The following is a 26,780-nucleotide window of genomic DNA, read 5'->3' on the forward strand; positions in this document are numbered from 1 at the left end:
AACTTACGAACGTAGAAATGATGGAAGTTTGATATCTATAACATCTACTACTTCCAATGGAGAAATATTTAAACAAGATTTTGATGTAAATAACAAACCATTAAACGCTCCATACAGAATTAATTAGTTTTTTAAAAGGTGGTACTAATGAAAAAAATCTCAAAAACATTTATTAATAATTCAATTTTCATTTCAACTAACATAGCTATGCTAATTTTATGTAATAAAACAACTCATTCTTCACCGATAACTCATTATTCAAAACCTTCTACAATACGATTGCTAAGTGAAGTATTTAGAAATGAATCTGGAGCATTTTTAAGTAAACTTTCAAACGGACAATTAAAAGCAAGTTTTTTATATTCTGGCAAAACAAACCATACACCCAATAATTTTCCAGTTAAAGCTGGATCCACTATATATGTTAAAAAATCACATAGTACTCCTTTTAAGCATTTAAATCTACAAAGAAATCAAAGAAAATTAGTAGAAAATGGCGTAGCTTTTAGTATTTATACCAAAAGTAAATCGGGACTCATAAAAGAAATTAACATTTCAACAGAAAATGGAAATATCGTAGTTAATTCTACGAAAGGATATGGAACTCCTAATTATATTTTAAAAAGAACAACTCTTGAGTTTGGAGATGGTGCATCAACTTCTTCTCAATCTTCTTCATCTAAACCTAAAATTACCGTAAAAAGATATTCTATTTCTGATGAAAATTCAAATGTTTTTGATATTGAAGAAACTCGTATCTACAATCCTCTAAACTTAAATTTAATCTCACAAAAAACTAAAAATAAAGCAACAAAACAAAGCGAATCAATCACAATAAATGAAAATAATACAAAAACAAAAATTATGAAAAATCCAGACGGTAGTTCTCTTTACACAATTATAAATCCAAATGGTAAAACTTTATTTTCAAAAACAACCAATGCAGATGGAAATGCAACAGAAACAAAAAAATATAATCAAGATGGTTCTCTGATTTTTACTACATCAAACTATAAATTTTCAGATGATTCAAGTTTTGAAACAACATCATCAAATTCCTCAACAACAACCTATGAACGAAGAAGTGACGGAAGTTTAATATCAATACTAACAACTAACTCTGCCGGAGAAACATTTAAACAAGACTTTGATACAAATAACGATCCATTGAATAATCCATATAAAATCAATTAAAAGGTGATATAAAATGAGAAACTTTTCAAAAATATGTATCAATAGCTCTATTTTTATTTCTAGTAATATTATGACTCTATTAACTTTAAAACAACATGTCAACGCAATGCCTAATCCTCTATTTTCTAAACCTTCTACACTTCAACTATTAAGTGAAGCTATTAAAAATCCTACAGAATCATTTATTCAAAGACTATCAAATGGAAATTTAAGAGCAAGTTTTCTACATTCTGGAAGGACTGGACATTCATTTCGCAATTTCAATATACGATCTGGTGCATATATAGGTGTTAAAAAAACTTCTAACTCTGATTATTCTCCATTGATATCAACAAAATTCAAGAAAAGACTTACAGCAGATGGAATTAATTTCAAAATACATACATTAGTAAAAATAGTTTAAAAAAAGAAATTGATATATTTGAAGAAAATGGAAAAATTATTGTAAACTCAAAAAAAGGCGAAGGAACTCCAAACTATACTTTTAAATCAACAATTCTCGATTTCGGAGATAGTGCATCAACTTCCTCACAAGCTTCTTCATCATCAAATCAGCCAAAAATTACTTTAACTAGATACTCTAATTACGATCAAAATACTAAAGATTTTATTATAGAAGAAACAACCATATATAATCCTTTCAATTTAAAAGTACTATCTCAAACGAGTACAAATAAAATTACTGAAAAAATATCTGCTTTGTTAGATAAACCCGTAACTGATACACCACCTAGAAAATATGACCCTAAAAATTTTCACAAACCTTCTACTGTAAGACTACTAAGTGAAGCCATTATGAATCCAGATAAAGCACCAATTACCAAAACTTCTAATGAAAATTTAAAAATAAAATTTTTATATTGGGGTAAAGATTCTTATTTATCTAATAATTTTAATGTTAGAGTTAACTCGACGATAAATGTTAAAAAAACTTCAGATGCTAGTTTTCAAAAAGTAAATAAACCAACAGGTAAAAGACAAATAACTGAAGAAGGTGTTGCTTTTAATATACTTACTCATAACAAGTATGGACTCAGTAAAGAAATTAATATTACAACTCAAAATGGAAATATAATAGTTGATTCTATAAAAAGTGTAGGTACACCTTTGCATGTTACTAAAAGAACAATGCTTGACTATGGTGATGGATCATCTTCGCCAAAAATCATTGTAACAAGAAATTCTTTTTCAAGTGAGCAATCGAAAGAATTTGATGTTAAAAAAAGTGCTATATATGATGCTACCAACTTCAAATTACTTTCTCAAATAATTAAAAACGAATCTACTGGAGCAATAGAACATATAACAAAAAATCCAGATGACACAAAAACTAGAATTGTTACACATGCTAATGGAAAAACAGAAAGATTTATTATGACACACTATGATGAACATCATTCATTCAGAATCAATAGATGATGATGGAAATAAATTAATAACAAAACAGCTTGGTAACGAAATATTATCCTTTAAAAAACTTAGCTCAGATGGAAAATTAATTGAAGAAAGTATCTCTTCTCCTACCCAATATGAATCACGTACATATGATGAAAATGGATTTATAACCTCATCAACAAGATCAAATACACTTCCAAGTGGAGAATCACTTGGTACCATAACTTACGCAAATGGATCTTCTATAACTCAAGAACGTAGAAGTAATGGAAGTTTAATATCATCAATAACTCGTACTACTACTGGTGAGTTAATTAAACAAGATTTTGATGAAAATAATACGCCTATAAATCAACCATATAGAATCAATTAAAAAAGCAAGTATAGAAGACCTATACTTGCTTTATATTTTTTCTGACATCAATAACTCTTACAGAAAATAAATGATCTAACATAAAAGTTTTGGGGAAACTTCGTTTAGCTATTCCAACAAAAATAGAATAAAGAAACATCATTGGAATTATTAAAATTCCCATTCCTATTTTTGCAAAATACTCTCTCAAAAAATACATCCAATAAGAAAGTTCATCGCCATCATTAATATGTTTTATTCGAATTCCCATAATTTTCTTTCCTATTGTCTGTCCATTTAATTTTTTAGGAATGTACGCAAACAAAAATATTGAAACTATTATCAAACAAATAATCATAAAATATGATTTTTGAGTATTATTTTCAAAAGCATAAACTTTTGAAGATAAAATAAACAAAAATGCTAGCGGTGCATATATACAAATGTCAATCAAATACGCAAATAGTCTTTTAATTATTGGTGCATTATCATACCTTTCCTTGTTTATTAAATTTGTTTTAGTCATTAAATTACACCTCAATTTTAATTTTTAAAAAACATTACGCTTCTTCTGAAAACTGACTATTATACAAATCAGCATAAACTCCATTTTGTTCCATAAGCTGATCATGATTTCCTTGTTCTATAATATCCCCTTGTTTCATAACAAGAATTATATCCGCATCCTTTATAGTAGAAAGCCTATGGGCTATAACAAAACTTGTTCTGCCTTTCATAAGTGTTTTCATTGCATTTTGAATTAAAACTTCCGTTCTTGTATCTACATTACTTGTAGCCTCATCTAATATAAGAATTTTAGGATCTGCAATTATCGCTCTAGCTATTGTCAAAAGTTGTTTTTGTCCTTGAGAAATATTAGATGCATCTTCATTTAAAACTGTATCATATCCATTTTCAAGTAATCTAATAAATTCATCTGTATGAGCTGATTTAGATGCTGATAAAATTTCATCATCTGTAGCACCAATTTTACTATAAGATAAATTTTCTTTTATACTTCCATTAAATAACCATGTATCTTGCAGAACCATGGCAAAAAGACTTCTTAAATACTCTCTACTCATTTGTGAAATATCAACACCATCAATTTTTATACTACCAGAATTAATTTCATAAAATCTCATTAAAAGATTTATAAGTGTTGTTTTTCCTGCACCTGTATGACCAACAATCGCAACTTTTTGACCTGGTTTAACATCAATATTAATATTATTCATAAGAATTTTATCAGGAAAATAACCAAATTTTACATTTTCAAAAGTAACATGTCCTTTTACATTTTCAATTTCTTTTCCATCTTTTAAATCACTAGAAAATTCTTCTTCGTCTAAAAATTCAAATATTCTCTCAGCAGCCGCTATAGTAGATTGAAAAATACTTGAAATACTTGCAAGTTGGTTTATTGGCATACCAAATTGACGTGAATACTGTATAAATGCTTGTATATCACCAATTCCAATTTTACCAATTATTGCAAAATATCCACCTACTATCGCTATAACAATGTAATTTATATTATTTATAAACATCATTATAGGCATTATAATCCCTGAAATAAACTGAGATTTCCAACCACTTTGATAAAGATTATTGTTAATCTCATCAAATTTTTCAATATTATTAGGTTCACGTCCAAAAGCTCTTATAACATTATGTCCTGAATACATTTCTTCAATATATCCATTTAAATTTCCTATATATTTTTGTTGTTCTCTAAAATATCTCTGAGATTTTAACACCATAGGTTTTATAAAATTAGTACCTATAAATAAAATTCCTATTGCAATAGCAGTCATAATGGGACTTATAGTTATCATAACAACTATAACTCCAACTATCGTTATTAAAGAGGAAATAAATTGAGTTAAACTTTCTTGTATAGTTGTACTTACTAACTCAACATCATTTGTAAGTCTACTCAAAACTTCACCATGTGTTTTTGCGTCGTAATACTTTAAAGGAATCTTCGATATCTTAAGATTTATATCTTTTCTTATATCATACATAGTATTTTGACCAACATTAGCCATAATATAGTTCTGCAAATAAGTAAATAGACATCCAGTTACATAAACAAGAATAAGTATTAAAATTATTTTTCCGATAAATCCAAAATTAATGCCTCCCACACCGTTTGCAATTCTAACTGATCCATCAAAAATTTCATTAACAGCTATACTCATAATTTTAGGACCTAAAATATTAAATAACTGTCCTAGTATAGCAAATAAAACAATTAAAAATAACAATTTAGATCTAACTTTAAAATAACCAAATAATCTCTTTGTTGTTTTCTTAGAATCTTTAGGTTTAGCCCCAGAGAAAGACTTTACATCTAAATTTTTCATGATAATTCCTCCTCTGACAATTGAGATTTTGCAATTTCTTGATAAACTTCACAATTTTCTAAAAGCTCTTTATGATTTCCGATACCAACAATTTTTCCATTATCTATAACAATTATTTTATCAGAATGCATAACTGACGTAACTCTCTGCCCAACAATTATAACTATAGAATCTTTCACATTTTCTTTAAGAGCAGCTCTTAATTTTGAATCTGTTTTAAAGTCAAGAGCTGAAAAACTATCATCAAATAAATATATCTTTGGTCTTCTAACTAGTGCTCTTGCTATAGATAATCTTTGTTTTTGTCCTCCTGATAAATTAGAGCCCCCTTGAGAAACATCAGAATCTAATTTTTTCTCAAGTCCAAATACAAAATCATAAGCTTGTGCAATTTTCAAAGAATCTATCATTTCCTCTTCTGTTACATTTTCTTTACCATAACACAAATTTGAACGAACTGTTCCAGAAAATAAAACAGCTTTCTGTGGTACATATCCAATTTGCTTTCTCAATTCTTTTTGTGAAAGCTCTCTTATATCAATACCGTTTAACATAATTCGTCCTTTGCTTGTGTCGTAAAATCTAGTTATAAGATTTAAAATAGTAGATTTACCCGAACCAGTACCACCAATTATTGCAATAGTTTCTCCTGCTTTACATTCAAAATCTATATTTTCAAGGTCATATTCACCTGAATTGTTATAAGAAAAACTAACATTATCAAATTTAAGAGAACATTCACTATCTCTATTAAGATTTTGAGTTGTTTCCAAATCTGTTATTGAAAAATCTGTTTCCAAAACTTCATTAATACGCTTTGCTGATGAAATAGCTTTTGGAATCATACCAAAGAGCATGAAAAACATCATAAGTGCTATCATTATTTGGTTTGAATATTGGATAAATGCTATCAAATCTCCAACCATTAATGTTCCACCACCAACTCTTTGACTACCAAACCATATAACAGCAACAGAATTTAAATAAAATATAAGCATCATAAGAGGAATGAGTCTCGCAAAAATTTTATAAGCAGTCATTGTAGATTTTGTTAAATCTTTATTTGCTTCATCAAATCTCTTTTCTTCATATCTTTGCTTATTAAACGCTCTAATAACTCTTATACCTGTTAAATTTTCTCTAGAAATCAAATTTACTTTATCCAATTTTTTCTGTATTGAAGAAAATAATTTCACAGTTTTCAATCCAATAATAAAAACTGTTGCCATTAAAATTGGTATAGAAATCATCAAAATAGTTGATAATTTAAAATCCTTATAAACTGCTATTATAAGTCCTCCAATTGCCATAATTGGTCCAAATATCATCATTCTAAGCATCATTAAAGTTAAATTTTGAACTTGAGTTATATCAGTTGTTGTTCTATTTATTAGTGATGCAACTCCAAATTTATTAAACTCACGTGATGAAAAACTTTGTACTTTTACAAATACTTTTCTACGTATGTCTTGACCAAACTTAACTGCAACTCTTGATGCTAAAAATACTGAACTTAAGGAACTTACTACTGCAATTAAAATTACAACAACCATTTTAATTGCTTCAAAATTTATATAATTCATATTTTTTTTCACAATACCTTCATCTATAATCTGAGACATAATAGTCGGTAAAAGAAGTTCCATTATAGATTGAATAAAAATTAAAATAACAATAGCTAAGATTAAATTTTTATATTTTTTTAAATGTTTAAATAAACTGAACATTTAAAACCTCCTAACCAGTTAAAATTTTTTAGATAATTAAACCATTATATAACTAAAAAAATAAATTTTAGTTTCAAATAAGTTAATTTTATTTCTAAAATTGGTTATTCCAATTTACTCAATACTTTAAAGAATTTTTTTTATTAATTTACATATACTTTATTTGAAATACTTTTAATTAATTTACAAAAATATTATTTTTCCTAAAAATTATAAAAATAAACCTTCATATGTTTACAATTGTAATTTTTATTACATTTTTGTATAATTATTTTTTGGATATTTAGAAGGAGGTCACTTAAATGAAAAAAGAAAACAAAGTTTTTGCAGTCCTTCAACGTGTAGGTAGATCCTTTATGTTACCTATAGCGTTACTTCCAGTTGCGGGTTTGTTACTTGGAATTGGTGGTTCATTTACAAATCAAACCCTAATTTCAGCCTATGGTTTATCTGGAATACTAGGAGAAAATACTATATTGTATAGTATCCTTTCTGTACTTAGAGATGCTGGAGACATAGTTTTCGGTAATCTTCCTATAATTTTTGCCATAAGTGTTGCAATCGGTATGGCTAAATCAGAAAAAGCTACTGCTGCTTTATCAGGTGCAGTTGCGTTTTTTGTTATGCACGCTACTATTGCAGCAGGACTTAGAGTTTTTGACATAGTAAATGTTGTTGATGGTGAAGTTATAACAAGTTTAGCACCAGGTTCTTTAACAACTGCCGTTGGTATACAAAATACTCTACAAATGGGTGTTTTCGGTGGTATAATAGTTGGTTTACTTGTTGCATTCCTTCACAATAAATTTTATAAAGTTGAATTTACTCCAACACTGTCATTCTTTGAAGGAACTAGATTTATTCCTATAATTTCTGCTTTAGGTGCAATAGTTTTAGGATTTATTATGGTATTTATTTGGCCTACAGTTTTCAAAGGAATAACAGCTTTAGGTAATTTGGTTCAAACTACAGGTTATCTTGGAACTTTTATATATGGATATATAGAACGTGCTCTTATTCCTTTTGGCTTGCACCATGTTTTCTATTTACCATTCTGGCAAACTGCTGTTGGTGGAACTTTAGAAATAGGTGGAAGACTTGTAGAAGGTGCTCAAAATATTTTCTTTGCTCAACTTGCAGATCCAAATTTTACTGGAGTTTTTGAAGTTGCAATGGGAACTAGATTCATGGCTGGTAAGTTTCCTTTCATGATGTTTGGATTACCTGCAGCAGCATTAGCAATGTATCATACTGCAAAATCTGATAGAAAAATAGCTGTTAAAGGACTATTATTTTCAGCAGCATTAACTTCATTTTTAACTGGTATAACAGAGCCTATAGAATTTACTTTCTTATTCGTTGCTCCATTCTTGTACTATGGTATACACGCAGTGTTATGCGGACTTTCATTCATGTTAATGCACATATTTAACGTAGGAGTTGGACAAACATTCTCAGGTGGTTTCATAGATTTTGTGTTATATGGACTTCTTCCTGGATTAAAAAGAACAAATGCTCAATGGATTATAATTGTTGGTATCGCTTACGCAATAATTTACTACGTATTATTTAAAACATTAATTCTAAAATTAAATCTTAAAACTCCTGGTCGTGAAGATGATGGAGAAGAATCTAAACTTTACACTAAAAAAGATTTTCAAAATAAACAAGAATCAAAAAATAATATCTCTGCTAGCATTGCAGAAGGTCTAGGTGGAATTGAAAATATCGAAGATTTAGATAATTGTGCTACTCGTTTAAGAACTACCGTTAAAGACCCTTCTCTAGTTAATGAAACTCTTTTAAAACAAACAGGTGCTTCAGGAGTTATTAAAAACGGAAACGGTATACAAGTTATATACGGACCAAAAGTTTCAGTTATAAAATCAAATCTTGAAGAGTTTATTATGGAAAATAATAAATAAAAAAAGTCCAATGATTTATTCATTGGACTTTTTCCATATAAACCGCCAAAATTCAAACGAAATATCATTTATTTCATGTGAATATTAAAATTTTAACAATTAGAACAATCTCTCTCTTTTTTGAAAATTTTAAATTTTTTAGGGCAAAATACATTCACGTGAAATATTTGAGATTTTGTTTGAATCGAAATTCATAATTTAATTATATTTTTGATGATAATTTATTTATTATATGTTAAAATTAAAACGTAATATTTCTAATTTTTTTGCAAATTTTCAAAGTTTGGAGGTTATTCTATGATAAATCTGATTATTAATGACAAAAAAATATCAACTGAAGAAAATCAAACTATTTTACAAATAGCAAAAGAAAACAATATAAAAATAAAAACTCTATGCTTCTTAGAAGATTGCTTAAATGTAAATAAATGCGGTGTTTGCCTTGTTGAAATAGAAGGTCAAGAAGATTTAGCGCATTCGTGTTCAACAATCGCAAAGGATAACATGGTCATACATACGAATAGTGAAAAAGTTAATGAAAAAATAAAAGAAAACATCTCAAAAATTTTAGACTCTCATAATTTTACCTGTGGAAAATGTAAAAGACGTGAAACTTGCGAACTTCTTCCATTAGTTGTAGAAACCAAAGCTAGAGCATCAAAACCTTTTATTGTTAAAGATCATGCATCATATATAGATGACAGAAGCAAATCTATAGTATTAGACAAATCTCGTTGTATAAAATGTGGACGTTGTGTTGCTACATGCAGAGAAAAAGTTGGAACAAATTCTATAATATTTCACGATGTTAATGGTGACATTGTTGTAGGACCTCAAAACTTTGATTGCTTTGATGATACAAATTGTATACTATGCGGTCAATGTGTAAACGTTTGTCCAGTTGACGCTTTATATGAAAAATCTCACATAGATAGAGTTAAAACAGCTCTTGAAGACCCTGAAATACATGTTATTGTTGCAATGGCTCCTTCTGTAAGAACATCACTTGGTGAACTTTTCAAAATGGATTACGGTATAGATGTTACTAATAAAATCTACACAGCACTAAGAAAAATCGGTTTTGATAAAATATTCGATTTAAATTTCGGAGCAGACCTAACAATAATGGAAGAAGCAACTGAATTAGTAAATAAAATTAAAAATAATGATACAAAATTCCCAATGTTTACTTCTTGCTGCCCTGCATGGGTCAGACTTGCAGAAAATCATTTTCCAGAACTTCTAGATAATTTATCATCTGCAAAGTCTCCTCAACAAATTTTTGGAGCTGCAAGTAAATCTTATTATCCTGAACTTGAAAACCTTGACCCTAAGAAAGTATTTACAGTTACAATTATGCCATGTACAGCAAAAAAATATGAAGCAGATAGACCAGAAATGGTTAACAATGGTATAAGAAATATAGATGCTGTTATAACTACACGTGAATTTGGAATGATGTTAAAAGAATTAAAAATTGATTTCTCCTCTCTTGAAGATGGTGAAATGGATGAAGCTATGGGACTATATACAGGTGCCGGAGCAATTTTCGGTGTAACAGGTGGAGTTATGGAGGCAGCTCTTAGAAGTGCAAAAGATATGATAGAAGAGAAAGATTTAGATAAAATTGAATACACTGATGTTCGTGGATTTGAAGGAATTAAAGAAGCTACAGTTGAAATAAACAATCAAAAATATAACGTTGCCGTTGTAAATGGTGCGAGCAACTTCTTTAAAATGAAAAATGAAGGACTTCTTGAGAAAAAACAATATCACTTTATAGAAGTTATGGCTTGCTCTGGTGGTTGTATAAACGGTGGTGGTCAACCAAGAGTTACTCCAGAAATGAGAGAAAAAATTGATTTCAGAAAATTAAGAGGAAATGTTTTATATAATCAAGATAAAAATTTAAAATATAGAAAATCACACCAAAATCCTGCACTAATAAGAATGTATGAAAAATATATGGGTAAACCTGGAGAAGGTATAGCTCATGAATTATTACATCAAAAATATTCTCAAAAATAAAAATAGAGAACAAGTTTAACTTGTTCTCTTTTCTTTATTAAAAATATTTATAGCTCTATCAAGAATTCCTGTTAAATACGCAAGAATAACTCCATAATTAGTTATACTAATATTTCTTTCTTTACAAAAGTTAACTCTATTTATAACACTTTTTCTATTAATCATACACGCTCCACAGTGTATAACCAAATCATATTCATCAATATTATCTGGAAAATCATGTCCTACAACAAAATCATATTTAAGTTCAAAACCAACCTTTTTATTCAATAAATTTGGTATCTTAAACCTTCCAATATCTTCATGAGAAATATTATGAGTACAACTTTCTGAAACTAATATTTTAGAATTTTGATTTAATTTTGCAATTTTCTTAACTCCTTCAACAAATGTATCTAAATCTCCCTTATGTCTGGCAAATAAAATTGAAAAACTTGTAAGTTCTATGTTTGAAGTCAGAATTTCAGATACTTTTTTAAATACTTGAGAATCTGTAATAACTAAATCTACATTTTTTATATCTTCAAGTGCCTCTTTAAGTTCCGTATCACGAACAACATAACTTTTTATACCATGATCAAGACAATCTCTAATACATTGAACTTGTGGTAATATTATTCTTCCTTTAGGAGCTTCAGAATCAATAGGTACAACCATTATTACTTTACTATTGTAAGGTAAAATATCTCCAATTATAGGAATTTCATATTGATTTTCTTCTAAAATTTTTATAAGTTTATTTTTTAATTCTTCAATTCCAAATTCAGTTTCTGTAGAAACTAAAATAGAATCCTTAAATTCCTCTTTTAATAAATTTAATTTTTCTTCACCAACTAAATCAATTTTATTTATAACAATTATATATGGTATATTAAATTTTTTAAAATTAATCCTCATTTGTTCATATAAATTATAATCTATATCATTTACATCAAAAACATATATTCCTAAATCCACTCTCTTCAAAGTTTTATAAGTTTTATCAAATCTTAATTTCCCAAGTTCTGTAGTATCTCCAATTCCTGCAGTATCAATAAAAAGAACTGGTCCAACTGGAATTAATTCCATCGCCTTAGAAACAGGGTCTGTTGTGGTTCCTTCGATAGGAGAAATTATGGATACTTCCTGTCCCATAATTTTATTTATTAATGATGATTTACCAACATTAGTCTTTCCATAAATTCCAATATGTTTTCTATTAGAATTTGGTGTACTAAACATATAAATCTCTCTCCCCATCTTTAAGTTTCTCAATTCTATTTTCTACCATGTTTCTAACATTTTGTTTATCAAAACTATTTTTAACATCATCTATAAGTGCTTCTACCTTATTTTTAAATTCATCATCTCCGTAATCCAAAGCATATTCAACTAAACTCATTAAAGCATTAGGTTCACAAACATTTTGAATTTCTCCACTTTTAGCAAGTGACATAAATCTTTCTCCAGTACGCCCTTTTCTGTAGCATGCTGTACAATAACTTGGAATATATCCATCATCTACAAGTTCCTTTAAAACTTCAAGAGGACTTCTCTCATCTGATGTTTCAAATTGATTAACATTTTTTCCTTCCTCTTTTTCCTTATATCCTCCAACTCCAGTAACAGAACCTGCACTAATTTGAGAAACTCCATACTTTAAAAGCTCTCTTCTCATTTCTTGATTCTCTCTTGTAGATAAAATTATCCCTGTAAATGGCACAGCTATTCTTATAATCGCTACTATCTTTTTGAAAGTTTCATCATCTAAAATATTAGGAAAATCTTTAAGATTCATTCCTTCAGCTTTCTTTAATCTTGGAACAGAAATTGTATGAAATCCAACCTTAAACTTTTCTTCTAAATACTCGTTGTGAAGCATAAGTGCTAACACTTCAAATTTTGGATCTGCCAATCCAAACAATACTCCACCACCAACATCATCAATTCCAGCTTCCATAGCTCTATCAAAAGAAGTTAAATGATATTCATAGTTACCCTTTATTGATTTTGGATGCATTTTTTCATAAGTAGGTCTATGATATGTTTCTTGGAAAAGTATATATGTTCCTATGTTTGCATTTTTTAATTTTTTATAATTTTCTACAGTAGTAGCAGCAATATTAACATTTATCCTTCTAATTTCACCATTATCATTCTGAGTTTTATATATGGTATCTATACACTCTAAAATATAATCTATAGGTACATTTATAGGATCTTCACCAACTTCAAGAGCAAGCCTCTTATGTCCCATACTTTCAAGAATTCTAACTTCATTCGCAACCTCTTCTTGCGTAAGTTTTCTCCTTATAAATTTATTATCTCTCTTATAACCACAGTAAACACAATTATTTACACAATAATTACTTACATATAACGGTGCAAACATAACAATTCTTTTACCATATATTGATTCTTTAATTTCTCCAGCAAGTTTATATATCTCATCAAGTTGATCTTTATCTTCAACTTGAAGAAGTATCCCAACTTCTTTATGATTAAGTCCTTCTCGTCTTCTAGCTTTATCAATTACAGATTGAATTTCATCTTTAGATACATTTTTAGAGTCTTCTAAAATTTTTTCAATATAATCATGATCTATAAACATATTATTAAAATCTCCTTCAAATTTAAAATCCAAGTATCCCATTTATATCTACAATCTTATCATCATATTGAGGAACATGAGGATTTTCTTGACTCCATTTTACGTTATCTCCTCTAGTTACAGCTATTTCAAATCCTGCATTATTAATTCTTCTTTCTATACATTTCCTACATTCTGCCGCTTCGTCACCCGTACAAATTTTCCCATCATATAAAGCATATTTTTCTCTAACATTCGTTGGAGATAAATTCGGCATAACAACATTTCCTCCTGCTTTTATTCCTTTTTCTCGTCCAACTTTGTCAATACTTCCAAGTGCCGTTGTTGCAGGAAGTAAAACATTCGGTAAAAGAAGTCTAACCAAAGCAAGCATTGTTATAGTATCTTCAAGAGTTCCTGATGAATATTCTCCCAAAGATGTTTCTTTTTGTGGAATAAATGGACCAATTCCACACATATGTGGTTCAATTTCTTTCACAAATCTTAAATCTTTAACCAAATCTTCATTAGTTTGACATGGAAGCCCAACCATAAAACCTGCTCCAAATTGATAACCTATTTCTTTTAAATTATACAAACACTTTATCCTATCTCCAAAAACTTCACCTGGATGAAGCCACTCATAAAGCTCTTTTGAAGCCGTTTCATGTCTCAATAAATATCTATCAGCACCTGCATCAAACATTTTTTTATACGAATCATAGCTTCTTTCACCAAGAGATAAAGTTATTGCATTATTTGGAAACCTTTTCTTAATACCTTTAATTATTTCAATCATTCTTTCATCATTAAAATATGGATCTTCACCACCTTGAAGAACATAAGTTTTATATCCCAGTCTATCTCCAATTTCAGCACATTCCATAATTTGTTCATAGGTCAATCTATATCTGTCAGCTTTTCTATTTTTATTTTGAATTCCGCAATACTCACAATTTTTTTTACAATAATTAGTAAACTCAATAAGACCTCTCATAAAAACCTTATTACCATAAGTTTTCATACGAGTTTTGTGAGATTTATCAACCAAATATTCTCTTGATTTATCGTCTATATTTTCCAAAATATATAAAAGCTTCTCATCATCCAAATCATTTTTCTCATAAAGTTCATCTATATATTTTTCTAACACCTACTTACCTCCTCACGAAAGATATTATTAGTTTAGTTCATGTAAAGAATTATGTCTAGTAATTTAAATTTTTAAAACAAAAAAAAAAAAGACTATCTTAAAAGATAGTCTCTTACTTATCAGAATAAAGCAAATATGTATTTCCATCATTATCAAAAAAATTATACATTTTTCCATAAGGATAATTCATAACCTCCCCAACAACTATACCTATAGATTTCATATCACTATGACTTTTATCAATATCTTTAGTATACAACATAACAGATGGATGCCCAACATTAATAGAAGGATTTTGACTTTTCATAAGATTTTTATCATACAAAACAAATGTTGTACTATCATCATCTTTAGGAGAAACTTCCAACCACTTATGCTCTCCCATCATATTCTCTTCACGTTTAACTTCAAATCCCATTTTATCAACCCAAAATTTCTTTGCTTCCTCTTGATTATTTACATATATTGTAATTTTAAATATTTTATTTATCATACAAATCACCTTTCAAAATAAATTTAAACATTAAATCTAAAATTGATAACATCTCCATCTTGGACAATGTAATCCTTACCTTCTAAACGATAATATCCTTTTTCCTTAGCAATAGCTTCACTTCCACATTCAACAAGTTTATCGAAAGAAATAATTTCAGCTCTTATAAAACCTCTTTCAATATCAGAATGTATTTTACCAGCAGCTTGAGGTGCCTTTGTACCACCAACAATAGTCCAAGCCCTAACCTCCTGAACACCAGCAGTTAAATAACTAATAAGTCCTAACAACCTATAACTTGAAGTTATTAATTTATCAAGACCTGATTCATTCAAATTATATTCTTTCATCATCTCTTTTCTATCTTCTTCCTCAAGTATTGATAATTCCTCCTCAAACTTTGCACATAAAACAATAACTTCTGATTTCTCTTCCAAAGCAAAATCTTTAACTTTTTTTACAAACCCATTTTCCTCACCTGAAATAAATTCATCTTCAGATATATTACAAACATATAAAGTCTTCTTATTAGTTATTAAGAAATATTTTTTAATTCTATCATTTTCTTCCTTTGTTAACTCCATACTTCTAACCATTTTTCCATTTTCTAAATGTTTTTTTACTTTATCCAAAATCTCAAATTCTAATTTAGATTCTTTATCACCAGAACGTGCTAATTTACCAACTTTTTCAATTCTTCTCTCAATAATTTCTAAATCTGATAATATCAATTCAAAATTTATAGTTTCTATATCTCTCACTGGATTAACTTTTCCATCAACATGTACAATATTCTCGTCTTCAAAACATCTTACAACATGTACAATTGCTTCAACTTCTCGTATATTTGATAAAAATTTATTTCCTAATCCTTCTCCATTACTAGCTCCTCTAACAAGCCCAGCTATATCATAAAATTCAACAGATGTATAAACTTTCTTTTTAGAATTATATATTTTTTCTAAATCATCAAGCCTTTTATCTGGTACAGTAACGACACCAACATTTGGCTCTATAGTACAAAATGGATAATTAGCTGATTCTGCACCAGCTTTTGTTATAGCATTAAACAACGTACTTTTGCCTACATTAGGCAAACCAATTATTCCTAATCTCATAAAACTTACCTTTCCCAAAAAATACTTAATAAAACTTATATTTACACTTATTTATAACATTAAATAGTTGCATAATAAAATTAAAATATTCTAAATTATCAAGGAGGATTTATTTTGAATAAAGCTATCATTTTATTCTTTCTTTTATTTACAAATTTAATTTCATCAACTTACATATGTAAAGATACCGAATTAAAAAACTACACACAAGTATCTACAAATCATAACTTAAATACTAAAGAAATAGATTGGTATATAGTACCAAACAAAAATAATTTGCCTCCAGAACCTAATAAAAATGCAGTTCCCATGTTTCAAAATTTTTCTGCACATTATATAGGAAATACAGAAAAAAAATTTCTATATCTAACCTTTGATGAAGGATACGAAAACGGATATACTTCTCAAATACTTGATATACTAAAAAAACACGAAGTACCAGCTGCATTTTTTGTTGTAAAACCATACATAAAAACAAATAAAGACTTAATATTAAGAATGGTAAATGAAGGTCATCTCGTATGTAACCATTCATCAAATCATCCATCCATGGCAAAAGTTACAAATATAGATAAATTTAACAAAGAATTTATAGAAGTAGAAGAAGAATTTAAAAAAATAACTAACACAGATATGCCAAAATATTTCAGACCACCAATGGGGAAATTTAGTGAATTTTCATTAAAACTTACTAATGATTTAGGATACAAAAGCATATTTTGGAGCTTAGCATATAAGGACTTTGATGTGAAAAATCAGCCTTTAAAAGAAAAAGCAGAAAATACTATACTTAGCAGAATTCATAACGGAGCAATAATATTACTTCATGCCGTTTCAAAAACAAACGCTGAAATATTAGATAATATTTTATCAACTTTAAAATCTCAAGGATATGAATTCAGACCTCTAACAGACTTCTAATTTTTTATTTTTAACATATCCTAAAATCATCCAAAATATAATACCAATTAAACTTGGAGTATATATCAAAACAGATTCAAACATCCCTATAAATAAAAAACTCAAAATTGCTGAATATAAAACTATATAATTATAATTATTTATATTTTCTATTAAGATTTTATAAGTTTTTATAATATAACTGGTAATAAACACACCAAATAAACTAAATGCCACAAATCCATAAGACAAAAGTACATCTAAAAACGTATTATGTGTTCCGCCTTCCTTAGCTCCAGATAAAAATCTAATAGTACTATCAAGCAATACATTTATTGAATCTGTTTTTGAATATCCAAAAAATATATTATCTTTAATAACATAAAACACTTGCTCCCAAATTTCATATCTACCATTTAACAATTTTACCAAAATATCTCTATTGAAAAATATCAAATACACAGAAATCAAAAATAATATAAAACTTACAATTATCCATCTTTTTTTTAACATAATTGCCGTAAATAAAAAACAAAATACTAAAAAAGCAATTACTGCACTACGAGCATTAACTAAAAATAGCATTATAACTGATAATATAATATTAATTATAGCTATTTGTTTAAATATAATTTCTTTATAATAATTTAAAAAAATAAACGAAAAAACTATACCAATAAAACAAATTATTCCTAAAATATTTTCATTATCATATATACCTGTAAATGATCCATTATAATGAATTCCATAAACTTTATTAAAAACAAATCTAATCTTAAATATGTAAATTATTATACTGAATATATGCGATATAAAACATACAAACAGTATAACAGAAGATAGTATTTTCAATTTAATATAAATATTGTTATCAAACACATTAAAAAAAATGAAAAATTGAAATAACCCTAAAATTATAAATTTTATTTCATTAATATACTCATATGTACTATAAGAATTCAAATACATAGTAATGCACGTGGATATTAAAAACATAATAAGTAACATTGTATAAAAATCCACTTCATATCTATTACTAAAAACTTCATACATAAATATACAAATAAAAATCATATAAAATAAATAATTAAATAAGCTAACTAAAAATGTAAATTCACCAAATATACTTATATAAGAAAAATTAAAAATCAAATACAAAATTACTATGTAAAATTTAATCATATTAAAATTTATTTTTTTGTCAGATGTCAATATATATTTCATAAAATCTAACTTTAGATGTTTAAACAATTTTTATACACGTCCTTTAGTTTTGCTATAATAATATGCTTCTCAAAATTATCTAAAAAATATTTCCTAATGTATTCTTTACCATAATATTTAATATTACAAATCATTTTTTCCATAGCATCAGCAATTTTAAAATAATCACATTTATCTACTAAAATACCGACTTTTTCATTTATAATTTCTTCAGCTCCCCCATTTTTAACAGCAATAACAGGTTTACCACAAGCAAGAGCTTCTATATAAACAACTCCAAAAGTTTCATAACAAGATGCCAATATAAAAGCATCACATTGATTCATCTTCAATATTACCTGCTCTCGTGTTAACAAACCCAAAAAAATAATATTATTACTTAAATTTTTATCTCGCACATTCTCTTCTAATTTTTTTCTTAAATAGCCATCTCCACCTATTTCTAACAAAAAATCATAACCCTTACTTACAAGAATCTCACAAGCACTTATTAAGGTTTCAAATCCTTTACCATCAACCAAAAATGCTAACGAAAAAAAATTAAATTTCTTCTTTAAATTATCAGTATTTTCTTGAATAATATTAAATTTTTGTCCATCTATAAAATTATGTATAACAGTTATATCTCTATTTAAAATTTCTAACATTTCACATTTTAAAGAATTACTTACACTTATCAAGGCATCAGCATTCTTATATGCATTATAAATATAATCCATATAACTTTTTTTAATTTTTTTGGAGTTATATATACTTGTATGTTCTGTTATAATGTATGGTATTTTAAATGTATTTTTTATATATGGTGCACACACTCCTGCCCAAAAACAGGAATGAAAATGAATTAAATCTATTTTCCCTTTATCTTCTAAAACCTTATCTATTAATCTTTTAATACGTCTACTAAATAATAAAAATCTTTTATGACTATGTAATAAATAATTAAAATCTCTATATCTATATGTATCTAATCCATCTTCAATATTTCGAGTAATTTTATTAATAAATATGTTTTTAAGTTTATCATAACTATAAATTGGAAAAATCTCATTATAACAAACAGTGATATCTATTCCTGATTCTTTCAAAGCTATAGCCTGTTCTTTGAAAAAACTACCTAAAACAGCATTTTTTTCATTTGAATACCACGATGGAACTATTACAACATGCATATGTAACTCCTTATAATTACTTATAAAAAACATTTTCTAATTTTTTATAAATATCTTCATTATTATTAAAATTACTTCTATCAAAATAGCTATTTACATTAAAACTATCTATCAAATTCATCAACATTATAACAATGTCATCACAATTATTTAAAACACATATTACTCCTTCAATGTTTTTAACCAACTTATATAATGGATCTTCATAACTCTCAAAAATAATCAAAATATACGAATTAGTCCCCATATAGTCATATATTTTAGCTGGTATTTGTTTAAACTCTTTATTTGCAAATATAATAAGAACATCAGAATTAATCATAAAATTAATAATTTTAGAATATGAAACCCTATGTTTAAAACAAATATAATCTTTACTTTTAACTAATTTTTCCTGATTAAAATCATTTATATTACCATAGAAATTTATATTTAATTTTTTAAATTTTTCATTATAATTTTGATTTATGCAATCTAAAGCCTTAATAAAATTTGTTACATCTCTCATTCCACTCACAATATCTCCAGCGTGCAACAAATTTATTTTACTTTTTGAAAATTCTATTGGATAACTTTTATCACAATTTTTGTAAATTTCTTTATCAAAACACCTATGAATTAATTCCATATTATTTGAATTTATACCATATTTTTTTTTTATAAAATCTTTTATTTTATAACTACAAATTAAACTGGATGGTGGTTCATGCATTCCTAATATAATATCAAATTTTATATCCTTTAAATTTTCTTTAAAATATTTAAAAGCTTTATACGTCCATGAAATATATGGATCAACCATAGTCACAATATTTTTAACTTTTATCAAAATAGATTTATAATTTTTAAATTCCTTTTTATCACTATTAAAAGACACTCTTGGTAACATTCTATCAAGAATAATACCGCCTTTAACTCTATGTACTACAACATTTTTATGTACAAATTTTGAAATCTCTGAATCATAATAAATAGTGTTATTAGGAAAATCCATAGTTAAAAGATGAACATTAAACTTACCACTTTTAGCTAATAAATTTATATAATAAATTAATTCTATACTTGCAGAATTATTTATATCTGTTGAATAACATGAAACAAATAAAATATTGGTCATTTACATCTATCCTTAAAATGATAATCAATACTCTTAAAAATAAATTTAGGTATACTTACTAATCTCTTTATCCTAAATGGTTCATTTAAAACTCTATACAACCATTCTAAACCCAAATTTATCATAAATTTAGGTGCTCTTTTAACTTTTCCAGAATATAAATCAAAACTTCCACCAACACCCATAAAAATTTTGCAATCCAACTCATCCATATACTTGCTTATAAAAATATCTTGTTTAGGGCTTCCCATAGCAATAAATAATACTTTTGGCTTACTCTTCTTTATATCTTCTATAATTTTAGTCAATTCTTCCTCATTAAAATATCCATCATGAAAACCTTCAATTTTAATTTGAGGATATGCTTTCTTTATATTTTTAATTGCAAGTTTCAAATTTTCAGACGTTGCCCCTAAAAAATATGCACTCGAAAAACTATTATTTAAAATTTTCAGAACTTCTTCCATTATCTCAATACCTGCAATTTTTTCTGTAACATATTTTTTAAAAATTTTTAACAACACAATAACACCCACACCATCTGGTATTATTAAACTATCTTCCCTTTTGAAAAATCCATTCAATTCTTTATTTTCTATTCCATTTAATAAAACTTCTGGATTTCCAGAAACTATATTTAATTTATCAAAACACTCTTGATCAATTAGGTATTTTTGTAGCTTTAATACTAAATCTTTCTTGCTTCCAACATATATTTTATATCCGGTTAAATCTACATACATATTTTACCTCATTCCAAGGATAAAATTTTCCAATTCTTTCAATACTTCATCATCTTTATTTATACTTCTCGCTATATTAAAATACTTATTCATCTTTTCAATTTCATTTAGCTTAAAATAACACATTATTATATTTGTACATACTTCTACTGCATTCGTAACTTTAAAAACAGTTTCAAAATAATTTATAGCTTTATCATACATATTTAAACTTGCGTAATTTAAACCAATTTCATTTACTACTTCAACAATATCAATATCAATTTTCCTAGAACATTCTAAATAATAAATCGCCTGTTCATACATTTCCAATTTTCTACAAGCTATAGCAATATAATAATAAAGCAATGCATCATTATTAAAAATATCAGTCAATGGAATTAACTTTTCCAAAGCCTCTTTAGGAGAAGAATATATTTTTTCTTTACCATCTTCATAATTTTTATAACTTATAAGTTGCTTCCTATAATTTTTAATTTCCTCATTTTCACCATCATTAGATTTTTTAATGTACGTATCTATACTTTCTAACGCTAAAATATAATTTCCATCATCTCGTTCCATCATGGATTTATACAAATACGCTTTATTAAAATTTCTATAATTTTTAATCGCATCTTCAATTTGTAATTTAAATTCGTAATTTAAAAAATCACTTTTGTCTTTTAAATTAAATAAAACTACTATCAATTTTTCTTTATACTCGTCATTAAAATAAATTTTTGATAGTCCCTTAAGCATTATGTACGCTTCAAATAACTCATTTTTTTGTATAAGTGAATAAATATATCCTTTATAAAATTCCTGACTGCTGTCAAAATCTAAAATTATTTCTTCATAATAAACGTTATAAATAAATTCTTCATTACCACCAATACATAAAAGCATCCCTACAAAAAACTTATCCATTGTAAGATCACTTCTTTTAGGATTTTCTTTATCTGTAACCATTTTTAAATCTACAGGGAAAAGAACTTCTTTTCCCTCTAGCTTTTTATATAAATTTGAATTAATTTTTTTAAGTACTGTTAAATCTTTTAATTCAATAAATATCAATTTTGAAAGTCTATCATTTACACTATAATTCATAAATTCTCCTAATTTTGATTCATACATTTTTCTATTAAATCTAGAACGTTTTCTTTAAACTGATTCATATTCAAACTTAAAGATTTTTCATCAATACCTATAACAGATAAATAAATCTTCATTTTAGGTTCCGTCCCTGATGGTCTAACTGCAAACCAACTTTTATCTTTAAATATAACTTTAAAAACATTAGAAATTGGTAATGATATTTTTTCTACATTTCCATTTGATAAATCTTTCTCAATACTGAGCTTATAATCTTGAATTTTATAAATCTCCATACCTTCTATTTGTATTTTGTCCATGTTCCTTAACGTTTCCAAACATCTTGAAATTTTATCCTGACCTTCTTTACCCTTAAGCTCTATGGAAATAAGTTCTTCAGAAGAAAAACCATATTTTTTATACAAATCTTCTAAAGCACAATTTAACGTTTTTCCTATTTTCTTATAATACAAAGCCATCTCAGATATAATATTAACTGCTATAACTGCATCTTTATCTCTTACGAAAGTTCCCATTAAATAACCATAACTTTCTTCAAATCCAAAAATATACTTTTGGTTACCATTCTCTTCGAATTCTTTTATTTTTTCACCTATATATTTAAATCCAGTTAAAACTTCTAAAAGTTCAACATTATATTTATCACATATATCTTTAACAACATCAGTACTAACAATAGTTTTAATAATAGTTCCGTTGTTATCTAACTGATTTTTTTCACTAAGTGACATCAATATATACTCAGATAACAAAATACCAATTTGATTTCCTGTTAAAAGTTTATATTTATCATTTTTATCCTTAACAACAACACCAACTCTGTCACAATCTGGATCAGTTGCAAAAATTATATCCGAATCATTAACTTCTGCAAACTTAATAGCTAAATCAAATACTTCTTCTAACTCTGGATTAGGATATGGAACAGTAGTAAAATTACCATCAGGACTTTTTTGTTCTTCAACAATTTTTAAATTATCATATCCTAACTCATTTAATACTCTTGTTACAGGCATATATCCACTACCATGCAATGGTGTATAAACTATTTTTAAATCCTTTGAATTATCTCTTACTAAATCTTTTCTAATTACTAAGTCTTTAACTTTTTCTATATAAATATTGTCTATTTTTTCACCAATATATTCAAGTTTTGAAGATTCAAGCGCAACCTTTTCATCTACAATCTTAATATCATCAAAAATATTAACATCACAAATATAACTATATACTTTTTTAGCTAAATCATCTGTTAGTTGACCACCATCCTCACCATATACCTTATATCCGCTATATTCTTTAGGATTATGAGAAGCAGTTATAACAACTCCTCCCTTACATTTCAATTCTCTTAATGCAAAAGAAAGCATTGGTGTAGGTCGTAAACTTTCATATAAATAAACTTTTATATTATTTGCCGCAAAAATAAGCGCTGCTCTTTTGGCAAATTCATCTGATTTTATTCTTGAGTCATAAGCTATAGCAACACTTATTTCTTCATTTTTAAAGTTACTCTTTAAAAAACTTGCATAACCTTGAGTAACTTTACCAATTGTATAAATATTTACTCTATTAACACCTGAACCTATAATCCCTCTAAGTCCACCAGTACCAAATTCTAATTCTTTATAAAATCTATCTTCTAATTCTTTTTCATCCAAATCGTATATCTCTTTTTTAAAATCTTCATCTATTTTTTCTGAAGACAACCATTTATCAATTAAATCTTTATACACAATTGCCACCTCATCAAGAAAATAATTTTACAAAGAGATTATACTACAAATATATAAATAAAACAGTACAAATACCTTATATTTGTACTGTTAATAAAATCACATCAACTAATTTCTGGTTCAGTTTTTACATCTTCTTGCGGAACTTCCTCTACTGTATTTTTAGCAAAATTTATTGAAGCAACAACAGATTCCAAACTATCCAAGATTGTAATTTCATCTCCGATTTCCATATCAGAAATTCTTATAGCATGACCTAACATTTGTTCTTTAATAACTAAATCTATATGATCAGGAATCTTACTAGCTTTGCATCTAACTTTTATGCTACTCTTTTCTTTTTGTATAACCGCACCATTCTTTGAAGCTATAAATTCATTTACATAATGAACTGGAATTTCTGCATTAATAATTTTATCTCCATTAAAGCATTCCAAATCTATATGTAAAATACTATTACTAGCATGACATTTCTGTATTTCTTTAACTATAGCATTATATTTTTTGCCTTCAACATTTATCTCAATTGTATTATGATTTCCCCCATTAGATATTAATTTTTTAACCTCTTTTTCGTCCAAAATTATTCTAGTTGGAGAAACATCTATTCCATAAATATTTCCAACAACTTTACCTTCTCTTCTTAATCTTTTAGTTGATCCTTTTGTTGTTTCTCTATTTATTATAGCATTTATCATTAATCATCAACTCCCTTGTCTGTATTATCACACTTTTAAATATTTCTTATACATTTTTTTACACCCTATAAAAATTTTTTAATAAGTGTTATTTTAAATATTGTAGAAATTTTAGTTTGTGTTATTATATAGATTTGGAAATAAGAAATATTTTTTGAAAGGATGTTGTAATATTTGTACAAATTAGATCAAAACAAAACACCAATTTTTGATTCGTTAATGAAATATGTAAATAACAATACAATTCCTTTTCACGTTCCTGGACACAAAAAAGGAATTGGCATTCCAGATGATTTTAAAAATTTTATTGGAGAAAATGCTTTTAAAATAGATGTTACTGTTTTTAAATCAGTTGATAGTTTGCACCATCCAACTTCATCTATAAAAGAAGCTGAAGAATTAATTGCAGATGCATATAATTCCGACTATTCTTTTTTGTGTATTAATGGTACAACAATTGCAATTCAAGCAATGATAATGTCAGCAGTTTCTGAAGGGGATAAGATTTTAATACCTAGAAATGTACATAAATCAATAACGGCTGGGATTATTTTAAGTGGTGCAATTCCAATTTATATGGAACCAGATATTGATGAGTTTTTATCTATTTCGCATGGAATTTCATTAGAAACTATAGAAACATCTCTAAAAAATAATCCTGATGTTAAAGCTGTCTTAATAATAAATCCAACTTATTATGGAGTATCAACAGATATTAAAAATATTGCAAATGTAGTTCATTCTTACAACATTCCACTATTAGTTGATGAAGCTCATGGACCTCATTTAATTTTCAATAAAAAACTTCCTATTTGTGCAATGGACGCAGGTGCAGATATATGTGCACAAAGCACACATAAAATAACAAGTTCACTTACACAAGGTTCTCTATTACATGTAAAATCAAAATATATTGAACCGAGTAGAGTTCGTCAAGTTTTAAATTTACTTCAAACAACCTCTCCTTCATATATAATTTTAGCTTCATTAGACTGTACAAGAAAACAATTAGCTTTAAATGGTGAAAATTTGATAGAAAAATCAATAGAACTTTCAAATTACGCTAGAAATGAAATAAATAAAATAGATTATTTATATTGTTTTGGAGAAGAATTAAACAATGGAAAGGGATTTTTCGCTTTCGACCCAACAAAAATAACAATTAATTGCAGAAAACTTGGAATTAGCGGTTATGATTTAGAAAATATTTTATCAACAAAATATCATGTACAATTAGAAATGGCAGATGCTTATAATGGACTTGCAGTAGGATCGTTTGGGGATACAAAAGAAAGTATAGATTCATTAATAAATGCACTTAAAGAAATAAGTGAAACTACCAAAGGTAAGACTCTCAAAAATTTTTCACTTGTTTTGCCTAAAATTCCTGAACAAATTTATTCTCCTAGAAAAGCATTTCAAGCACAAAAAAAATCAATTCCATTAAAACAAAGTGCTAACAAAATAAGCGGAGAATTTTTATTAGCATATCCACCAGGAATTCCGATTCTCTGTCCTGGCGAAATGATAACACAAGAAATAATAGACTATATTGAATATATAAAATCTATTGGTTTATTTGTTCAAGGAACTGAAGATCCAAAAATTGAAAATATAAAAATAATTGAACAAAATTAAAGAGTCACAGAAATCTGTGACTCTAAATTTTTCCATAAATATGTTAATACATAATCACTTACCCAACAAAACTATTAATCAATAATTCAAAACTAATATTTATAACTTAATTCGTAGCTGTCGAGGAAGGTGTA

Annotated in this window: 23 protein-coding genes; 8 read left to right on the forward strand and 15 right to left on the reverse strand. The window is 26.9% G+C overall.

All coding sequences use genetic code 11. From position 1 onward, the window contains the following. The first annotated feature begins 147 nt into the window (after positions 1–147). The 4 genes from A6P36_RS07155 (at position 148) to A6P36_RS07170 (ending at position 2,962) form a co-directional block, all read left to right on the forward strand. A complete protein-coding gene (locus A6P36_RS07155; RefSeq protein ID WP_066762640.1) occupies positions 148–1,194 on the forward strand; it encodes a hypothetical protein in 1,047 nt (348 codons plus the stop codon). A gap of 13 nt (positions 1,195–1,207) precedes the next feature. Next, complete coding sequence (locus A6P36_RS07160) at positions 1,208–1,597, forward strand: hypothetical protein (RefSeq protein WP_066762642.1); 390 nt, start codon at positions 1,208–1,210, stop codon at positions 1,595–1,597. A gap of 296 nt (positions 1,598–1,893) precedes the next feature. Further along, positions 1,894–2,613 carry a hypothetical protein gene (locus A6P36_RS07165; RefSeq protein WP_156508003.1) on the forward strand — a complete coding sequence of 240 codons (720 nt, stop codon included), beginning with the start codon at positions 1,894–1,896 and terminating at the stop codon, positions 2,611–2,613. After that, positions 2,579–2,962 carry a hypothetical protein gene (locus A6P36_RS07170; protein ID WP_156508004.1) on the forward strand — a complete coding sequence of 128 codons (384 nt, stop codon included), beginning with the start codon at positions 2,579–2,581 and terminating at the stop codon, positions 2,960–2,962. The genes A6P36_RS07165 and A6P36_RS07170 overlap by 35 nt, the downstream gene beginning before the upstream one ends. Before the next feature lie 19 nt (positions 2,963–2,981). Here the strand turns inward: A6P36_RS07170 and A6P36_RS07175 are convergent, their stop codons facing one another. From A6P36_RS07175 to A6P36_RS07185, 3 genes are read right to left on the reverse strand one after another with little or no spacing between them, the layout of a single operon-like run. Beyond that, positions 2,982–3,467: an RDD family protein gene (locus A6P36_RS07175; protein ID WP_066762647.1), complete on the reverse strand. Its 486-nt coding sequence runs from the start codon at positions 3,465–3,467 to the stop codon at positions 2,982–2,984. 34 nt (positions 3,468–3,501) lie between these two features. After that, complete coding sequence (locus A6P36_RS07180; RefSeq protein WP_066762650.1) at positions 3,502–5,310, reverse strand: ABC transporter ATP-binding protein; 1,809 nt, start codon at positions 5,308–5,310, stop codon at positions 3,502–3,504. After that, positions 5,307–7,037: an ABC transporter ATP-binding protein gene (locus A6P36_RS07185; RefSeq protein WP_066762653.1), complete on the reverse strand. Its 1,731-nt coding sequence runs from the start codon at positions 7,035–7,037 to the stop codon at positions 5,307–5,309. The genes A6P36_RS07180 and A6P36_RS07185 overlap by 4 nt, the downstream gene beginning before the upstream one ends. A 302-nt stretch (positions 7,038–7,339) precedes the next feature. On the opposite strand from A6P36_RS07185, the gene A6P36_RS07190 reads away from it, so the two are divergent. Beyond that, positions 7,340–8,962, forward strand: coding sequence for a PTS transporter subunit EIIC (locus tag A6P36_RS07190; protein ID WP_066762656.1), 1,623 nt, complete (start codon positions 7,340–7,342; stop codon positions 8,960–8,962). A gap of 297 nt (positions 8,963–9,259) precedes the next feature. After that, positions 9,260–10,990, forward strand: a complete 1,731-nt coding sequence (locus A6P36_RS07195; protein ID WP_066762659.1) for a ferredoxin hydrogenase — start codon at positions 9,260–9,262, stop codon at positions 10,988–10,990. 15 nt (positions 10,991–11,005) lie between these two features. On the opposite strand, the gene hydF is transcribed toward A6P36_RS07195, so the two are convergent. The 5 genes from hydF to ychF form a co-directional block, all read right to left on the reverse strand. Continuing rightward, complete coding sequence (gene hydF / locus A6P36_RS07200) at positions 11,006–12,211, reverse strand: [FeFe] hydrogenase H-cluster maturation GTPase HydF (RefSeq protein ID WP_066762662.1); 1,206 nt, start codon at positions 12,209–12,211, stop codon at positions 11,006–11,008. Beyond that, complete coding sequence (gene hydG, locus A6P36_RS07205) at positions 12,204–13,580, reverse strand: [FeFe] hydrogenase H-cluster radical SAM maturase HydG (RefSeq protein ID WP_066762708.1); 1,377 nt, start codon at positions 13,578–13,580, stop codon at positions 12,204–12,206. Before hydG ends, hydF begins: the two co-directional genes overlap by 8 nt. Before the next feature lie 22 nt (positions 13,581–13,602). Then, positions 13,603–14,712 carry a [FeFe] hydrogenase H-cluster radical SAM maturase HydE gene (hydE, locus tag A6P36_RS07210; protein WP_066762664.1) on the reverse strand — a complete coding sequence of 370 codons (1,110 nt, stop codon included), beginning with the start codon at positions 14,710–14,712 and terminating at the stop codon, positions 13,603–13,605. 112 nt (positions 14,713–14,824) lie between these two features. Then, the gene (locus A6P36_RS07215; RefSeq protein WP_066762666.1) at positions 14,825–15,205 is read right to left on the reverse strand and encodes a VOC family protein; all 381 of its coding nucleotides are present in this window, start codon (positions 15,203–15,205) and stop codon (positions 14,825–14,827) included. Positions 15,206–15,228: 23 nt separating this feature from the next. Beyond that, positions 15,229–16,323, reverse strand: coding sequence for a redox-regulated ATPase YchF (gene ychF, locus A6P36_RS07220; RefSeq protein ID WP_066762668.1), 1,095 nt, complete (start codon positions 16,321–16,323; stop codon positions 15,229–15,231). Between the two features lie 114 nt (positions 16,324–16,437). On the opposite strand from ychF, the gene pdaA reads away from it, so the two are divergent. Further along, a complete protein-coding gene (gene pdaA, locus A6P36_RS07225) occupies positions 16,438–17,244 on the forward strand; it encodes a delta-lactam-biosynthetic de-N-acetylase (protein ID WP_066762670.1) in 807 nt (268 codons plus the stop codon). Here the strand turns inward: pdaA and A6P36_RS07230 are convergent. The 7 genes from A6P36_RS07230 to A6P36_RS07260 all read right to left on the reverse strand — a co-directional run bounded on the left by A6P36_RS07230 (position 17,230) and on the right by A6P36_RS07260 (position 25,008). Beyond that, positions 17,230–18,474: an O-antigen ligase family protein gene (locus A6P36_RS07230; RefSeq protein ID WP_066762672.1), complete on the reverse strand. Its 1,245-nt coding sequence runs from the start codon at positions 18,472–18,474 to the stop codon at positions 17,230–17,232. The genes pdaA and A6P36_RS07230 overlap by 15 nt on opposite strands. Next, complete coding sequence (locus A6P36_RS07235; protein WP_066762675.1) at positions 18,459–19,619, reverse strand: glycosyltransferase; 1,161 nt, start codon at positions 19,617–19,619, stop codon at positions 18,459–18,461. Before A6P36_RS07235 ends, A6P36_RS07230 begins: the two co-directional genes overlap by 16 nt. A 16-nt stretch (positions 19,620–19,635) precedes the next feature. Further along, on the reverse strand, positions 19,636–20,736 hold the full coding sequence (locus A6P36_RS07240; protein ID WP_066762678.1) for a hypothetical protein: 1,101 nt from the start codon (positions 20,734–20,736) through the stop codon (positions 19,636–19,638). Next, positions 20,733–21,479: a WecB/TagA/CpsF family glycosyltransferase gene (locus A6P36_RS07245; RefSeq protein ID WP_066762681.1), complete on the reverse strand. Its 747-nt coding sequence runs from the start codon at positions 21,477–21,479 to the stop codon at positions 20,733–20,735. The genes A6P36_RS07240 and A6P36_RS07245 overlap by 4 nt, the downstream gene beginning before the upstream one ends. Before the next feature lie 3 nt (positions 21,480–21,482). Next, positions 21,483–22,568 (reverse strand): tetratricopeptide repeat protein, encoded by a 1,086-nt coding sequence (locus tag A6P36_RS07250; RefSeq protein ID WP_066762710.1) that lies wholly within the window; start codon positions 22,566–22,568, stop codon positions 21,483–21,485. Positions 22,569–22,576: 8 nt separating this feature from the next. Beyond that, complete coding sequence (locus A6P36_RS07255) at positions 22,577–24,310, reverse strand: phospho-sugar mutase (RefSeq protein ID WP_082917661.1); 1,734 nt, start codon at positions 24,308–24,310, stop codon at positions 22,577–22,579. A gap of 104 nt (positions 24,311–24,414) precedes the next feature. Next, the gene (locus A6P36_RS07260) at positions 24,415–25,008 is read right to left on the reverse strand and encodes a 50S ribosomal protein L25 (protein ID WP_066762684.1); all 594 of its coding nucleotides are present in this window, start codon (positions 25,006–25,008) and stop codon (positions 24,415–24,417) included. 174 nt (positions 25,009–25,182) lie between these two features. Between A6P36_RS07260 and A6P36_RS07265 the strand changes: the two genes are divergently transcribed. After that, complete coding sequence (locus A6P36_RS07265) at positions 25,183–26,646, forward strand: aminotransferase class I/II-fold pyridoxal phosphate-dependent enzyme (RefSeq protein WP_066762693.1); 1,464 nt, start codon at positions 25,183–25,185, stop codon at positions 26,644–26,646. Positions 26,647–26,780: the final 134 nt, after the last annotated feature.

The organism is Candidatus Arthromitus sp. SFB-turkey (assembly GCF_001655775.1).
In the GTDB taxonomy this organism is placed as follows: domain Bacteria; phylum Bacillota; class Clostridia; order Clostridiales; family Clostridiaceae; genus Dwaynesavagella; species Dwaynesavagella gallinarum.

Coding starts and splice junctions, on each gene's coding strand:
- A6P36_RS07155 (WP_066762640.1), top strand. CDS start 148: ATGAAAAAAATCTCAAAAACATTTATTAATAATTCAATTTTCATTTCA.
- A6P36_RS07160 (WP_066762642.1), top strand. CDS start 1,208: ATGAGAAACTTTTCAAAAATATGTATCAATAGCTCTATTTTTATTTCT.
- A6P36_RS07170 (WP_156508004.1), top strand. CDS start 2,579: ATGATGAACATCATTCATTCAGAATCAATAGATGATGATGGAAATAAA.
- A6P36_RS07175 (WP_066762647.1), bottom strand. CDS start 3,467: ATGACTAAAACAAATTTAATAAACAAGGAAAGGTATGATAATGCACCA.
- A6P36_RS07180 (WP_066762650.1), bottom strand. CDS start 5,310: ATGAAAAATTTAGATGTAAAGTCTTTCTCTGGGGCTAAACCTAAAGAT.
- A6P36_RS07185 (WP_066762653.1), bottom strand. CDS start 7,037: ATGTTCAGTTTATTTAAACATTTAAAAAAATATAAAAATTTAATCTTA.
- A6P36_RS07190 (WP_066762656.1), top strand. CDS start 7,340: ATGAAAAAAGAAAACAAAGTTTTTGCAGTCCTTCAACGTGTAGGTAGA.
- A6P36_RS07195 (WP_066762659.1), top strand. CDS start 9,260: ATGATAAATCTGATTATTAATGACAAAAAAATATCAACTGAAGAAAAT.
- hydF (WP_066762662.1), bottom strand. CDS start 12,211: ATGTTTAGTACACCAAATTCTAATAGAAAACATATTGGAATTTATGGA.
- hydG (WP_066762708.1), bottom strand. CDS start 13,580: ATGTTTATAGATCATGATTATATTGAAAAAATTTTAGAAGACTCTAAA.
- A6P36_RS07215 (WP_066762666.1), bottom strand. CDS start 15,205: ATGATAAATAAAATATTTAAAATTACAATATATGTAAATAATCAAGAG.
- ychF (WP_066762668.1), bottom strand. CDS start 16,323: ATGAGATTAGGAATAATTGGTTTGCCTAATGTAGGCAAAAGTACGTTG.
- A6P36_RS07235 (WP_066762675.1), bottom strand. CDS start 19,619: ATGCATGTTGTAATAGTTCCATCGTGGTATTCAAATGAAAAAAATGCT.
- A6P36_RS07240 (WP_066762678.1), bottom strand. CDS start 20,736: ATGACCAATATTTTATTTGTTTCATGTTATTCAACAGATATAAATAAT.
- A6P36_RS07245 (WP_066762681.1), bottom strand. CDS start 21,479: ATGTATGTAGATTTAACCGGATATAAAATATATGTTGGAAGCAAGAAA.
- A6P36_RS07250 (WP_066762710.1), bottom strand. CDS start 22,568: ATGAATTATAGTGTAAATGATAGACTTTCAAAATTGATATTTATTGAA.
- A6P36_RS07260 (WP_066762684.1), bottom strand. CDS start 25,008: ATGATAAATGCTATAATAAATAGAGAAACAACAAAAGGATCAACTAAA.